Below are 14,113 nucleotides of genomic sequence, written 5' to 3'. Positions count from 1 at the left end.
GTGGACGACAACACCACGACATCAGGAAGGGTTTTCGCGTGCCAGAGTGGGATGACTATGAGGCAACGCTACCGCCTCCTGCGTATGGGAAGACCTGGGAGCTAAAAGAGGTCTTCACGATCATGCATGTCCGTGAAGCAGTCCGTACGATCGATGATAAGAAGATTTCCGCCCGGCTTGTATATGACGAGAGCCGACTGAATACTGCAAGGCTCCCCGTCGTGTGGTCGTCGGCCAATCATTGGCATCGCGGATCGATGTATGGGACGGTAGGCTTTCATTTCAAATGGGAAGAACTCATCGCTGGAAAGAACTTCTACTGGATCGAAGCAATCGAAGCCTACAACCCGACCGCCTTCCGTATATTGATTTGTGACCCGGCGTTGACGCCTCCGCCCGCAGCATCCACTCCTTACGATCCGCACAGGGACAAAGGCCCGCTGCGCTTTTGGAACGGTACCTGGTACTGGAATGGGACTTACACGTCGGAGTTCATGTACGCTGACGATCTTAGCCTTGAACGTCTATCGGGATTTTCTTTCTTCAAACACCACGATACTCTATGCCGATACGAAGGAAGCGCATGCGGCGAGCGCGCGCAGCATCAAAGCAAGACCGGTGCAATTATTCTCGCGCACGTACTTGCCAATGACCATCATGGTATCGACGGCTACCTCAAGCATTCGGAGGTACCCAACTCGGTCGGTATGTCACTTCAGTTCGCAGTGTCCGGTCTTCAGCTCATCTTTGACAAGCCTGCACGTTTTTCTCAGAACAAGGTGCCGACGACGTATGCAAATCGCATTCTGCTTGGAGCGTTCTCGCTTCTTGCTTCCGGCCAGAAAGAGGCTGCACAGCAGCTTGTTTGGCAATCCATGACGCATAAAAAGTTTGAGAAAGCTTTCTTTAGCCTGATCTTAGCACATTTCGATCTGCCTCCGGACGCATTTAAATAACCGCAAGTCCGCTTGATTTCCTAAAAATATCTATTATTCTGGATATATGGAAATCATCACTGCAATAACGGCCCTTTCGGCCTTAGCTCAGAACACGCGCCTCGAGACGTTTCGTCTACTCGTGCGGCACGAACCCGACGGTATTCCGGCAGGCGAACTCGCCCGGCTGCTCGAGGTCCCGCAGAACACCATGTCGGCGCACCTCGCTACACTTTCCCGTGCCGGTTTGGTTAAGAGCGAGCGCCAGAGCCGATCAATCATCTATCGGGCCGACCTCGACGGTCTGCGCGACCTGACACTTTTTCTGCTGAAGGACTGCTGCGGCGGATCGACAGAGCTTTGCACACCCCTCATCGCGGAGTTGACGCTCTGCTGCGCTCCGGAGGCGAAGCGATGTTAAGCGCGATCACATTACTCGAAGTGCGCGGCAGCAATGCCCGTCTCCGCGAAGCGCTGCACGCCGCAGATCTTCCGACCGATGACATCGAAGATGGAGGCCGCACCTTCTTTGAAGCCGTTTCGGGTGGCGACGAGATTGTCGGCTATGCCGGCCTCGAACAGTGCAGCGGCGATTACCTGCTGCGGTCCGTTGTAGTGCTGCCGGCGCATCGCGGTCGTGGGTTTGGCCGAGCGATCGTTGAGGCAACGTTGCGAGGTCTCGATGTAAACGGCGGCATCTATCTCGCGACGACGAGTGCCGCGCCATTTTTTTCGACCATCGGTTTCTCTGAGGTGTCGCGGGCCATTGTACCTGCGGCTGTGCTCATGACCCGCCAACTTTCTTTCATCTGCCCATCGACTGCGACCATCATGAAGCTCAACAGGTCCCCGACCTAACAACGGAACAAGACCATGACCGACAAGATCTACAACGTGCTCTTCCTGTGCACGGGCAATTCCGCACGTTCTATTCTCGGCGAATCCATCCTGAATCATGAGGGGAAAGGTCGCTTTCGAGCCTACTCCGCGGGGAGCCATCCGAAGGGCGAGGTGAACCCCCATGCGATCAAGGAGCTGGAAGCGCTCGGCTATCCGTCTACCGGTTTCTCCTCGAAGAACTGGGATGTGTTCGCGGAGCCGGGCGCGCCGCAGATGGATTTCATCTTCACTGTCTGCGACAGCGCGGCTGGTGAAGCATGCCCTGTCTGGCTGGGGCATCCAATGACGGCGCACTGGGGTGTCGAGGATCCGGCCGCAGTCGTGGGAACGGATATCGAAGTCCAGAGAGCTTTCGCACAGGCCGCCCGTTTTCTGAAGAACCGCATCGGCGCCTTGCTAAGCCTTCCACTGTCTTCGATCGACAAGCTTGCGCTTGAGCAGAAGCTAAAGCAGATCGGCCAGATGGAAGGGTCGACCAGCAGCCAGGAAAAGAGCGCCTGATGTCCGCGTTCGAACGCTATCTCACTGTCTGGGTCTTCCTCTGCATTCTCGTCGGCATCGCGCTCGGTCATCTGATGCCGAGCGTTTTCCAAACGATCGGCGCAGCCGAGATCGCCAAGGTGAACATTCCCGTCGCCGTGCTGATCTGGCTGATGGTCATCCCGATGCTCCTCAAGATCGACTTCGGCTCACTGTCGAAGGTCGGTAGCTATTGGCGCGGCATCGGCGTGACGCTGTTCATCAACTGGGCCGTCAAGCCGTTCTCGATGGCGCTGTTGGGCTGGCTGTTCGTGGGCTGGCTGTTCCGGCCATACCTGCCTGCCGACCAGATCGACTCCTACATCGCGGGCCTGATCATCCTCGCGGCCGCGCCCTGCACGGCTATGGTGTTCGTCTGGAGCAACCTGACGAAGGGCGAACCTCATTTCACCCTGTCCCAGGTCGCACTCAACGACGCTATCATGATTGTCGCCTTCGCACCGATCGTGGGTCTGCTTCTGGGTCTGTCTGCGATCACAGTGCCGTGGGACACCCTCATGATCTCAGTGGCCCTCTACATCCTGATTCCGGTCGCGATCTCTCAGGTTCTAAGGCGTGCCCTGCTGGCCGGCGGGAGCACCGCCGGGTTGGACCGGCTGTTGTCCAAGCTTCAGCCGCTGTCGCTTGTCGCATTGCTGGCGACGCTGGTGTTGCTGTTTGGCTTCCAGGGCGAGCAGATCATTGCGCAGCCTACGATCATCGCACTTCTGGCAGTGCCGATCCTGATCCAGGTCTATTTCAACTCCGGCCTCGCTTACATCCTCAATCGGATTTCAGGCGAGCAGCATTGTGTGGCTGGCCCCTCGGCACTTATCGGGGCCTCTAACTTCTTCGAGCTCGCGGTCGCCGCCGCCATCAGCCTGTTCGGGTTTCAGTCGGGCGCGGCACTTGCCACAGTGGTCGGTGTACTGATCGAGGTGCCGGTGATGCTTTCAGTCGTCTGGATCGTGAACCGCTCAAAGGGCTGGTACGAGGCATCGCCCGCCGTTTCCCGCAACACCATCACCGAAAGGACCTGACTATGGACGCCACCATCTATCACAATCCGGCCTGCGGGACGTCTCGCAACACGTTGGCACTGATCCGCGCAGCCGGGATCGAGCCTACTGTCATCGAATACCTTCAGAACCCGCCATCGCGTGAGCAGCTCTCGAAGATGATTAGGGACGCCGGTCTGACTGTTCGTGACGCGATCCGCGAGAAGGGCACTCCTTATGCCGAACTCGGTCTCGACAATCCGGACCTGACCGAAGACCAGTTGCTGGACGCGATGCTCGCGACCCCGATCCTGATCAATCGACCATTTGTCGTCACGGCGCTCGGCACCAAGCTTGCCCGCCCGTCAGAGGTAGTACTCGACATCCTGCCGACCGATGCCTTCAAAGGTTCGTTCACCAAGGAAGACGGCGAACAGGTTCTGGATCAGGAAGGAAAGCGTATTGTCTGATACCTTCCCCGCACTGCACGACCAGCTTCTTCAGCCCATCGAGCCGGAATCGCTCCGGCCGATGTTCTCGACACATAAGCCCAGGATCTTGATTCTCTACGGTTCCCTGCGGGAGGTTTCCTATAGCCGTCTGCTTGCCTTCGAAGTTCGTCGGCTTCTCGAACGGCTGGGATGCGAGGTTCGCGTGTTCGATCCCGCCGGGTTGCCGCTTCCGGACGAATCTCCGGTGAGCCACCCCAAGGTGCAGGAGCTCCGCGAACTGACCCAGTGGTCTGAAGGCCACATCTGGATCAGCCCGGAACGCCACGGTGCCATGACCGGGATAATGAAGTCCCAAATCGACTGGATCCCGCTCTCGGTCGGTTCCGTCCGGCCGACGCAAGGCAAGACGCTGGCGGTGATGGAAGTATCCGGTGGCAGTCAGTCCTTCAACGCCGTCAATCAATTGCGCATTCTTGGCCGCTGGATGCGAATGATCACCATCCCCAACCAGTCGTCCGTCGCCAAGGCGTTTCAGGAATTCGATGCCGAAGGACGAATGAAGCCGTCGTCCTATTACGACCGCGTCGTGGACGTCTGCGAAGAGCTGGTGAAGTTCACTATCCTCACCCGCGATGTTTCGTCCTATCTCACCGATCGCTACAGCGAGCGGAAGGAAGACGCAGCCGAGCTGGAGAAGCGGGTTTCGCTGAAGTCGATCTAGTAATTCTAGACAGTTGCGGTGGCTGGTCGCCGACAGGATACTGCCACCGCAACGAATGCCGCTATGCTGACCGCGCCGAGACACGCGTTTCCAATGAGCGACAAGCTCAGGCCCAGGTTCTCCATGGCCGCCGCGAACGCGAAAGGTGCTCCGGCTCCGAGCGCCAGTCGAGCCGCCGCCATCTTGCCTGTGATCGCTCCATATCCGTCCGATCCGAATAGATAGAGCGGCAAACTCCCCTGCGCGATGCTGTTGATTCCGGAGCCAAGCCCCAGGCAGATGGCGAAGGCGACCGCACCCGGCAGCCAGTTCCCCGTCACCAGCAGGATCAGGACGCCGAAGACGATCAGCACGGCGGCAAGTACGGCAAGTCCCGGCGGCGACAGGTTCTTCCCGAAGACCATGTTGATCAGGCGGCTCAGAACCTGCGCAGGACCGAACAGTGAACCGATAACGACGGCGGCTGCCCCCAACCCGATCGAGCCGAGCATCGGCACCATATGGGCAAGGATGGCTGCGAGCGTAAAGCCGAGGAGCGCGAAGGCCAACGAGACGATGACCATGGCGCGGCGCCTTGCATGAGGTGCGATCGCGCCGATCACCGTTTCGCGTGTCCGGATGGTCGTTTCGCCAGCATTCTGTCCGAGACTCCGGATCCAGAAGTGCAGCGGCATGCAAAGGAAGAGGTTCAGCGCCGCAAAGACGAGATAGATTTCCCGCCACGAGAGATATCCCGTAAGTGCTGACGAGATCGGCCAGAAGATTGTCGAGGCAAATCCACCAATCAGCGTAAGATAGGTAATGCTGCGGGAAGCGCTGCGGGGATCGCTTTCAACCAGAGCTGCGAATGCAGCCTGATACTGCACCATTCCCGATGACACCTCGAGCAGGATGATGGCGATGGCGAAGATTGCGACTGAGGGCGACCAGGCGCAAAGGGCAAGTGTCAATGCCGCGAGCGCTGACCCTGCCGTCATGATCGTCGCGGCACCGATCCGGTCCATCTGCTTGCCGATATAGGTGGCCGACAGACCGCCGATAAACAGGGACACGGAGAACACACCGAATACCTCTGCCAGCGATAAGCCGAGATCCTCCGCCATGCCGGGGGCGAGGATGCTGAAGCTGTAGTAGAGCGTGCCGTAACCGATGATCTGCGTCAGGCCGAGAGCCGAGACAATGCCTGCAGGGATTGTGGAACTACGCAACGACGTCATCCTTGCCGGCTGGGCTACAGCAGTCGCCGCCACGCTCGACACTCTCTCTGATCACCTGATGACCAGCGCAACAGTCCTCCATCAGGAATTTGACGAGATCGGCAAGCGCGTCGTAACTCGCGTTGTAGATGATTGAGCGGGACTCCCTTCGCTGGGAGATCAATCCTGACCGCTCCAGTTCCTTCAAATGGAAGGAGACGTTCGTCGCGGAGACGCCCATGCGTTCGGCGATCACACCTGCGGCCAATCCCTCCGGGCCCGCAATGACCAGAGCACGGACGATCGCAAGGCGGGTCTCCTGGGACAGCGCCGCGAATGACGAAAGAGCTTGACGTTCATCCATATTTCAACAATCCTTGAACTATTGGATAGAGGGATAACGCACATGAACGCGATCGACAAGACAATTTCGACAGACATCAGTCTCGCCCATCTCCTCGATGTCCTCGCCGTGGCTCCAGATGCGCCGCTGGTGTTCAGCTATGACGGCAATACCGTACGTGCGGGCTACCACGTCACCGAAGTCAAGGCCGGGATTTTTTCGGCGCTCGATTGCGGCGCCAACCCGGAAGCCTGGGCAGAGATCTTCGTGCAGCTCTGGGATATCGACGAAGATGACCGGACGCATATGCCGGCCGGCAAGTTCGCGGCGATCATCCGCAAAGTCTCCGACCATGTGCAGCTTGAGCCGACTGCAAAACTCACGTTCGAGATCAGCGACGGAGAGCGGCCGATGGCCCTCTACTGCGCGTCAGCACCGCGGCTCGTCGCCGGCACCTTCGAGGTGTCTCTTGTCGCTCGACCAGCAAGCTGCAAGCCGCGGGATCGCTGGCTGGCGGAGGAGCAGGCCAAATCGTCCTGCTGCGGGCCAGCTAGCACGACGTCGAAGTGCTGCGCCTAGCCTCCCGGCTGGGGTGCGCTCCCGGGCGTCACGCCGGGAGCAACGAGCTTAAAGCGCTTGGAGGAATGCCATCAACTTGTCGGGCGGCCGGTAGCGAACACCTGTCGGGCTGACCGGCTGAAGCCGGCTGAGCGCTTCTTCCTTCATCGCAAGGTCAGCCTCCATGTAGATATGCGTCGTGCTGATGTCCTCGTGTCCGAACCAAAGCGCGATCACGGTCAGGTCGACGCCGGACTGCAGCAGATGCATCGCCGTGGTGTGTCGGAAGGTATGCGGCGATATCGCCTTTGCCAGGATCGATGGAACACCTCCGCCGGCAGCGCCGACGGCGAGGTCGAGGCGCTGCCTCACACTGGAACGGGATAGGCGCGTCCCCGAACTGTTGGGAAAGATGTAGGCATCCGGTCCACAATCATGAAGATCCTGAATCCATCGCTTCAGCGTTCGTGCGGTCTCATTCCAGAGTGGCACGCTCCGGCGCTTGCGCCCCTTCCCATGCAGGTGCACGACCGGTGCAGTCTCCAGAATGACACTGCCAATCCGAAGGTCGATAGCCTCGGACACACGCGCGCCAGTATTATAGAGGAATGTAAACAGTGCCCGGTCGCGCCTGCCGGCCCATGTTTTGGGATCGGGCGCGTTGATGATCGCCTCGACCTCGGGGCGGGCCAGGTAGCCGAGAACTGCCTTGTCATGCCGCTTCTGCGGGACGGCGAGGCTGCGCTCGATCACCGCCAGCGCAGTCAGATCCTCATGCGCGGCATATTTGAGGAAGACCCGGATTGCGGACAGCCGTGCATTTCGGCTCCTGACGCTGTTGGCCCGATCACGCTCGAGGTGATCCAGAAAGGCCAGGATCAGATCGGCATTGAGGTCGGGCAAGGTCAAGTTCGTCGGGGATTTCCCGATCCGTTTCTCAGCGAAGGCCAGCAGGAGTTTGAACGTGTCGCGGTATGCCGCGACGGTGCATGGGCTCACCGCTCGTTGCTGGCGCAGATGATCAACGAAGAAGCGCTGCAGCAAGGTCGGAAAGGAAGGTGTGGTATCACTCATCGAAGTTGCCTCCAACGATAGCTGCACCTTCGAAACGATGGCCGGCAATTGCCATAAGCTCGGGCACGCCCTCGATATACCAGTAGGTATCGCGCAGATTGGCATGGCCGACATAGGTAGACAGCATCATCATCGCCGCATCGATCTCCGTTCCGCTTTGCTGCCAGAGGATAAGCCGGCGGCATATGAAGGTGTGCCGAAGGTCATGGATACGCACGAAGGAATGGCCACCGCGCGGCCGGATTCCCAATCTCTGGGTGATCCGGAACCAGGCGTGCCAAGCGTTCATGTAGCTCAGCTTATTGCTGGACAGCTCGCTCATGAAGACTGGATCGGCCGGTCTCGATGGGAATAACGCGTTTCGTCGATCAAGGAAGGTCTCGAGCGCGGCAACAGCGGTTGGATGGAGGCGGACCAGTCGCTGGCGGCCATATTTCGCTTCCCGCACCAGGATCTGCGAAGCTTCGAGATCCAGATCTCGGATCTGTAGGCCGAGCGCTTCGGATATACGCAGCCCAGTCGAGGCCAGCAGGCCGATCAGGGCAGGCATCATGAGCGTCCCGGCAGCCTGAACGCGGCGAATGTGATGCGCTTCGGCGATGATGGCCACGATTTCCTCGTTCGCGAAGATATGTGGAGCAAGCCGACGCTTCGTCCGCCCAAAAGGATTGGTCGCCGGGAAGGTGGTTTCACGATCCTCTGCCGCGAGAAAGGCCGCGAATGGGCCTCCGCCTTTGGGCATCCTCGCTGGGAACCAGAGCCAAGTCAGGATGCTTCGGAAGAGGAATACACGGCCTGGGAGGATCGAAACCCAATCTGGCCAATGAAGTCCGAGCTAGGCTGCTCCATCGACAACGATTTTGTTGAGATCATTTGGAAGAGCGGCAAAGAACCAGATTGGGATTATCTAGTTTCGAGGCTGGACCTCACGCAGGTGACCAAGATCAGACGCCAGACCCAGATGGCAAATACCCTTGTCTTGATTGATCATACGGCTATCGGAGGCGAACCGCCAGAGTTCTTGTCCACCGGTAAGCTGACTTATCACGGGCGTCACAAAGCATCTTCATAGTAATCGTCGCAAGCGTCTCCAGGGTTGTAGCTATCCCCTTATGGTGCAAAGCTGCCAAGGCAGCATTTGGCCCGAAGCGGAAGATGCAGTTCGGCCCTATGCGGCCCAAATGGCCTGCGCTCATTCCTCGGTACGAGACACCTCGCAGCCACAAATGAAGAGTATACTCTGTAGATGAATGCGCTGCAAAACGCATGAATCCGTTCATGGGTATTAGAGAGACTTTCGCGTCCAATCTTCGGGAAATTCGCTTGCGACGAGGTCTTTCGCAGGAAGAGCTCGCGCATCGGGCGGACATCCACCGCACCTACGTCAGTTCCCTGGAAAGATGCCAGTATTCTGCGACAATCGATATGGTCGAAACGCTGGCGCGGATCCTGGATGTCGAGGCCACTGATCTGCTGAAAGCGAGATCGGCCGCCAAGGAATGACAGCCGATCTTATCTCAGGCGGAGAAAAACGGCCCGGCCAGCCTCCGTTATCAATTGGCGTCGAAATAGCCGACATCTTCCGAAATCCTGATAGCTGTGCCGAACTGCGCGCACTGCTGCTGAAACCGCTGCAGGATGCGCTGCCCGTCTTCACCGGTCGCAATCTCCGGTGCGATGCGTTGGTCTAGAGCTTCGTTGTTTAATCCTTCAGTGCCGCCAATGAGAACCGGATGAAAGACGATCCCAGTCAATAAGCCGATGTCATTGAATGAGCACAGGCCGATCACGCTTTCCCAAACCTCACGGGCGGTCCATTTGGATTTGCCCGGGCGAATATGAAAGACGAAATTTCCAAGACTGTAGAAAATCGGTTTCCCTTGGTAGATTTCGAGCGGTTGAAGGACGGGAGCGCCGTGGCTGACGAACATGTGGGCACCGGCATCAATGCAGTGTCTGGCCACAGAACCGACCCATCCTGGAACCTGATACCAGTCAGATGCCCAATGATGATGGTGAAGGTAAGCCACGACAAGGCAGTCGCTGTTGGCAGCAGCCGTGATCGCGGCAAGATTTCTCCCCAGATCGTCCGGATCGATTTTGACGCTGCGGCCGAACGTCTCTGAGCGCCTGAACAGCCCCCGGGCGAGGGCGATCTCCGATAGGTAATCCACAATCGGTTTGTCGTCTGGCTGACTGTCGTTGCCGAGATCCATACTGGTGTAGCCGACTTTGTCCCGGATCGCCGCGAGTTGTTCGAATGCCTGCGTGTCCACGTCGATGACCTGGGTCAGTTTCAGTCGGTTGATGCCGGGTCGCTCCGGTCGGCCCGGAGCTGCATCTGCTGCATACATAAAATCAGGCCCCGGCCCACCATCCATGGCGACCAAGGCGATCTTTCGACCAGCGACGGACCCAAGCCCGGATCGTGCCGCAGCCGTCCGGTTGCGACCGATACCGGCATGGAGAAAGCCGCGCCTCTCGACCTCCTCGAGCGTTGACAGGATGCCGGGCGAGCCGAGATCGTACGCATGGTTGTTCGACAGGGATAGTCCATGGAACCCGAGCGACTGGAGAGTATCGAGGACGACGGGCTGACTGCTGCCAAAAAAAGAGCCCTTCATCGGCCATCCGCCATGGCTGCCGAAGATCGTGCTCTCGAAATTGGTGAATGCAAAGTCCGATTTGCGAAGTGTCTTGCGCACTGCCTCGAAGCCGGGGGTTTCGAGAGTGCGAATGTCGTGTTTGATCAGCGACTGGCCGGTTACTGCTACCGTGAAGGCATTCGTCATGTCATGTGTTCCTGCATGATGGAAAAGAGCGAAGTTTTGGTCGGCACAGAACTCGAATTCGAGGTCCGGCCGATCCAAGGTCAGTGCGTGAACCGCAAGGGGCGAGCGTCAATCAGCCGCCGCGTGTAGGGATTGTCCGACTGGGAGAATATGAAATCAGTGGGGCCGGAATCTTCCACAATGCCATCCTTGAAAATGTAGATCGCATGGCAAAGGTCCTGAACGAGGGCCAGGTCGTGGGAGATGAACAGCATCGACAACCCGCGCTCGCGGACGGTTTCCTTGAGAAGGGTGACTATCTCGGCTTGAACCGAGACGTCGAGCGCCGAGGTCGGCTCGTCAGCAACGATAATGCTGGGTCTTGCGAGAAGGGCGCGTGCGATGCAGACCCTCTGCTTCTGGCCACCGGACAATTGATGCGGAAAACTCTTCAATAGGATTCTCGGCAGGCCCAGCCGGTCCATGAGATCGCCGACCTCGTGAGCATATGACTTCGATCCCCGGTTGCCGGATCGAACGCCTTCTTCAAGCGCGGAGCCGACCGACATGCGAGGATTGAGTGACATTGCGGGGTCCTGGAATATCATCTGAACCTGTCCCAACAGACCGCTTTTGCGACCTGATCGGGAAATATCGAAACCTGCACCATCGATTTCGAGTGTTCCCTGATTGGCTGTCTCAAGACCCGCGACAATGCGTCCGATCGTGCTCTTGCCACTGCCGCTTTCACCGACGATCCCGGTGATGGCACCGCGCTCGATTTCGATGGTAACGTCCTGGAGCGCAAATGACTGCCGATCGCTTCGGAGCCATGGCAGGCTGCGGTGAGCGAATGTCTTGGTCACGCCTTTGATTGACATGACGGAGCGAAGACCGACCGGTCCGCCTGGATCAATGCCGTCTCCAGTCGGCTCCGCGCCATGCGAAAGCACAGGCGACTGGTGGATGCCCGAAAGGCGCAAGCGCGGAACCGCGGCGAGGAGATCGCGGGTGTAAGGTTCGGCTGGCGCGTCGAGAATCGAGGATGTCACGCCCTGTTCGACAACCTTGCCGTGGCGCATGACGACGACCCTGTCTGCGATTTCCGAGATCACGCCCATGTCATGCGTGACAAGAATGATCGAGACACCTGTCTCCTCAGTCAGCTTGCGTAACAAGGCGAGGATCTGTTTTTGAACGGTTGCATCGAGAGCGGAGGTTGGTTCGTCCGCAACGATGATGTCCGGCTTGCCTGCCAATGCGATCGCGATCACGATTCTTTGGCGCTGTCCGCCGGAAAACTGGTGTGGATACTGACTGTATCGGTCCGCCGGATTGTCGATCCCGACACGTTCCATGAGGTGAAGCGCGCGGGCTTTCGCTTGTCGAGCGGTGAGGCTGCGGTCCAGCGCCTGGATCGTTTCGACAATCTGCGAACCGACGCTCATCAACGGGTCCAGTGAGGCCGTGTGATCCTGAAATATCGCTGAGATCCGGCGCCCTCTGATCGCCAATTTATCCCTGACGCTCAATTCATCGAACGCTTGCCCCCGAAAAAGAATTTGACCACCGGTCTGGCTGAAGCCAGGCGCAAGCAAACCAAGCACCGCATTGCCGAGCGTCGATTTGCCTGCGCCGGATTCGCCGATCAGGCCGAGGATTTCACCTGCACGAAGCTCGAAAGAGACGTCCCGCAGGATTGTCGTCGAGGTTTCGGCCCGTTGATGCTTCAAGGTAAGATTGCTGACGACGAGGAGGGGAGATTGCTTCTGATCCTGTTCCATTCATCGGCTCCTTGGATCGAGCCGCCGACGCAAGTCTTCGCCGACGAAATTGATGCTTGCGATAAGACCGAACAGCGCCAGCCCCGGGAAAAGGCTGATCCAGTATTGGCCGGTGAGGAGATACTGAAAGCCATTCGCAACGGCCGAGCCCAGGGAGGGTTTGTCGATGGGAACACCAAGGCCCAGGAATGACAGCGTGGCTTCAAGGGCGACCGCATGGCCGAGCTCGATCGGGATCAGTGTGATTGCCGGCGCAATGCTGTTCGGGAGAAGATGACGCAGCACGATCCGGGGCGGAGACAGACGTAAAAGGCGCGCAGCGTCCAGATATGATTTGCTCGCTTCGGTCATCGCCACAGCGCGTGTGACGCGTGCATAGGTCGCCCATTGAACGATGACCAGTGCAAGAATGATGCGATCGATGCCGGGCCCGAGGGTCACGATGGCGATCAGCGCGACAAGGATTGTTGGAAGACTGAGTTGCAGATCGACAACCCGCATGATGAGCGCATCGATCCACCGGTTGGAATATGCCGCGGTGACGCCCGCGGTTACTCCAATTAAGGCCGCAAGAGCCGTGCTGGTAACGGCGACGAACAGGCTGATCTGCAGTCCGTAGAGAACGGTGCTGAAAATGTCGCGTCCGAGCCCGTCTGTCCCCAGAAGATAGGTGTAGCCAACGCTGCTGGCGGTTCCTGGAGGTGAAGACGACTCCCATGCGAAAATCTGCAAAGGGTCATAGGGGTTTTGAGGTGCGATGAGCGATGCTGCAAGCGCCAGTAGAATATAAGCGGCGAGGAGGGCCAGCGGGAAGCTGATACGGGATAGAACGGGACGCTTCCACAAAGCGCGCAACGTGTCGGTTTTCATGGGGTTCCCTTTCATGCGCTGCGGCGTGTGCGCGGATCGAGCGCGACGTAAAAGATGTCAACGAGCGCGTTGAGCCCGACGAAAGCGATCGAGATGAAAGTGAGGGTGGCCATGACGACTGGCCGGTCGAGAAGCTGGATCGAGTCGATCAATAGTTTTCCAACACCCGGCCAGTTGAATATGGACTCGACCACGACGGCAAAGGCCAGCATCCCGCCAAACTGCATGCCAATGATCGTCACGATCGGAACGCTGATATTTGGCAGGGTGTGTCTGAACATGATCCGTCGGGACGACAGGCCCTTCGCTTGGCAAAACCGCGTGAAATCCTGTGTCTCGACTTCGATCGTTCCGGACCGCGTTAGCCTTGCGATCAAAGCGATGTTGGGGAGCGCGAGCGCAAGTGCTGGTAATGTCAGCTTCCAAAGACCATCGAACGTCAAGAAACTCCACTCCGCGCCGAACAAAGCGGCTGTGGAGCCGCGGCCACCGGACGGGAACCAGCCCGTCAGAATGGCACCCACCAGAATGAGCATCATGCTCAGCCAGAAGGATGGAACGCTCAGAGCAACGACGCTTCCGTGGAGGATCGCACGGTCGATTGGCTTTCCTTTGCGCCGGCCTGCAAGCAATCCCAGAAGCACTCCGCCGGGCGCTGCAATCGACATCGCGACGATTGCCAGTTCAAGGGTTGCGGGCAACTTGCTCATCACCAGTTCGAACGCCGGGAGGTGATAGATATAGGATGTCCCGAAATTGCCGCTCAAAACGTTTCCGATGAAGAGGAAATACTGATGCCAAAGGGGCTGATCCAGTCCGAGTGCGATGGTCGCATTTCTGATGTCCTCGGGGGTCGCGGTCTCGATATTGACGAGATTGAAGACGGGATTGCCGACACTGTGGATGCCGATGAAGCCAATGAGCGACATGACGAGGAGGAGAAGAAAGGCTTGTGACAGCCTTCCAATGATTGTCGATACCATGTGCGCTGC

Annotated in this window: 18 protein-coding genes; 10 read left to right on the top strand and 8 right to left on the bottom strand. The window is 58.3% G+C overall.

What is annotated here, in order from left to right:
* Positions 1-38: 38 nt before the first annotated feature.
* The 7 genes from DSM25558_RS14190 to arsH are packed head-to-tail and all read left to right on the top strand — an operon-like array spanning position 39 to position 4,525.
* Positions 39-956, top strand: a complete 918-nt coding sequence (locus tag DSM25558_RS14190; RefSeq protein WP_143240111.1) for a hypothetical protein — start codon at positions 39-41, stop codon at positions 954-956.
* Positions 957-1,002: 46 nt separating this feature from the next.
* The gene (locus tag DSM25558_RS14185; RefSeq protein WP_077105406.1) at positions 1,003-1,356 is read left to right on the top strand and encodes an ArsR/SmtB family transcription factor; all 354 of its coding nucleotides are present in this window, start codon (positions 1,003-1,005) and stop codon (positions 1,354-1,356) included.
* Entirely contained in the window at positions 1,350-1,793 is a 444-nt protein-coding gene (arsN2, locus tag DSM25558_RS14180) for an arsenic resistance N-acetyltransferase ArsN2 (protein WP_077105405.1), read from the top strand. Before DSM25558_RS14185 ends, arsN2 begins: the two co-directional genes overlap by 7 nt.
* A 15-nt stretch (positions 1,794-1,808) precedes the next feature.
* Positions 1,809-2,336: an arsenate reductase ArsC gene (locus tag DSM25558_RS14175; RefSeq protein ID WP_077105404.1), complete on the top strand. Its 528-nt coding sequence runs from the start codon at positions 1,809-1,811 to the stop codon at positions 2,334-2,336.
* The gene (arsB, locus tag DSM25558_RS14170; protein ID WP_077105403.1) at positions 2,336-3,394 is read left to right on the top strand and encodes an ACR3 family arsenite efflux transporter; all 1,059 of its coding nucleotides are present in this window, start codon (positions 2,336-2,338) and stop codon (positions 3,392-3,394) included. Before DSM25558_RS14175 ends, arsB begins: the two co-directional genes overlap by 1 nt.
* Before the next feature lie 2 nt (positions 3,395-3,396).
* On the top strand, positions 3,397-3,822 hold the full coding sequence (gene arsC / locus DSM25558_RS14165) for an arsenate reductase (glutaredoxin) (protein ID WP_083716461.1): 426 nt from the start codon (positions 3,397-3,399) through the stop codon (positions 3,820-3,822).
* Entirely contained in the window at positions 3,749-4,525 is a 777-nt protein-coding gene (gene arsH, locus DSM25558_RS14160; protein WP_083716460.1) for an arsenical resistance protein ArsH, read from the top strand. The genes arsC and arsH overlap by 74 nt, the downstream gene beginning before the upstream one ends.
* A gap of 5 nt (positions 4,526-4,530) precedes the next feature.
* Here arsH and arsK read toward each other — a convergent pair whose 3' ends face one another.
* Together arsK and DSM25558_RS14150 are read right to left on the bottom strand one after the other, a co-directional pair.
* On the bottom strand, positions 4,531-5,742 hold the full coding sequence (gene arsK / locus DSM25558_RS14155) for an arsenite efflux MFS transporter ArsK (protein ID WP_077105401.1): 1,212 nt from the start codon (positions 5,740-5,742) through the stop codon (positions 4,531-4,533).
* On the bottom strand, positions 5,726-6,085 hold the full coding sequence (locus DSM25558_RS14150; protein ID WP_052821196.1) for an ArsR/SmtB family transcription factor: 360 nt from the start codon (positions 6,083-6,085) through the stop codon (positions 5,726-5,728). The genes arsK and DSM25558_RS14150 overlap by 17 nt, the downstream gene beginning before the upstream one ends.
* 42 nt (positions 6,086-6,127) lie before the next feature.
* On the opposite strand from DSM25558_RS14150, the gene DSM25558_RS14145 reads away from it, so the two are divergent.
* Positions 6,128-6,643, top strand: coding sequence for a DUF6428 family protein (locus DSM25558_RS14145; protein WP_077105400.1), 516 nt, complete (start codon positions 6,128-6,130; stop codon positions 6,641-6,643).
* A 48-nt stretch (positions 6,644-6,691) separates the two neighbouring features.
* Here DSM25558_RS14145 and DSM25558_RS14140 read toward each other — a convergent pair whose 3' ends face one another.
* Positions 6,692-7,696 carry a site-specific integrase gene (locus DSM25558_RS14140; RefSeq protein ID WP_077105399.1) on the bottom strand — a complete coding sequence of 335 codons (1,005 nt, stop codon included), beginning with the start codon at positions 7,694-7,696 and terminating at the stop codon, positions 6,692-6,694.
* A complete protein-coding gene (locus tag DSM25558_RS14135) occupies positions 7,689-8,306 on the bottom strand; it encodes a tyrosine-type recombinase/integrase (RefSeq protein WP_159442498.1) in 618 nt (205 codons plus the stop codon). Before DSM25558_RS14135 ends, DSM25558_RS14140 begins: the two co-directional genes overlap by 8 nt.
* Between DSM25558_RS14135 and DSM25558_RS28845 the strand changes: the two genes are divergently transcribed.
* A complete protein-coding gene (locus DSM25558_RS28845) occupies positions 8,283-8,768 on the top strand; it encodes a hypothetical protein (protein ID WP_159442497.1) in 486 nt (161 codons plus the stop codon). The genes DSM25558_RS14135 and DSM25558_RS28845 overlap by 24 nt on opposite strands.
* 206 nt (positions 8,769-8,974) lie before the next feature.
* Positions 8,975-9,199 (top strand): helix-turn-helix domain-containing protein, encoded by a 225-nt coding sequence (locus DSM25558_RS14125; RefSeq protein ID WP_065661817.1) that lies wholly within the window; start codon positions 8,975-8,977, stop codon positions 9,197-9,199.
* 50 nt (positions 9,200-9,249) lie between these two features.
* On the opposite strand, the gene DSM25558_RS14120 is transcribed toward DSM25558_RS14125, so the two are convergent.
* The 4 genes from DSM25558_RS14120 to DSM25558_RS14105 form a co-directional block, all read right to left on the bottom strand.
* Positions 9,250-10,488 (bottom strand): CapA family protein, encoded by a 1,239-nt coding sequence (locus tag DSM25558_RS14120; RefSeq protein ID WP_077105396.1) that lies wholly within the window; start codon positions 10,486-10,488, stop codon positions 9,250-9,252.
* Positions 10,489-10,568: 80 nt separating this feature from the next.
* The gene (locus DSM25558_RS14115) at positions 10,569-12,251 is read right to left on the bottom strand and encodes a dipeptide ABC transporter ATP-binding protein (RefSeq protein ID WP_077105395.1); all 1,683 of its coding nucleotides are present in this window, start codon (positions 12,249-12,251) and stop codon (positions 10,569-10,571) included.
* Positions 12,252-13,121: an ABC transporter permease gene (locus DSM25558_RS14110; RefSeq protein ID WP_077105394.1), complete on the bottom strand. Its 870-nt coding sequence runs from the start codon at positions 13,119-13,121 to the stop codon at positions 12,252-12,254. It lies immediately after the preceding gene.
* Between the two features lie 11 nt (positions 13,122-13,132).
* Positions 13,133-14,104 (bottom strand): ABC transporter permease, encoded by a 972-nt coding sequence (locus DSM25558_RS14105; RefSeq protein ID WP_077105393.1) that lies wholly within the window; start codon positions 14,102-14,104, stop codon positions 13,133-13,135.
* Between the last annotated feature and the right edge of the window lie 9 nt (positions 14,105-14,113).

Source organism: Agrobacterium sp. DSM 25558, assembly GCF_900100825.1.
Classification (GTDB): Bacteria; Pseudomonadota; Alphaproteobacteria; order Rhizobiales; family Rhizobiaceae; genus Agrobacterium.
This window is presented reverse-complemented; position numbering and strand designations above follow the sequence as displayed.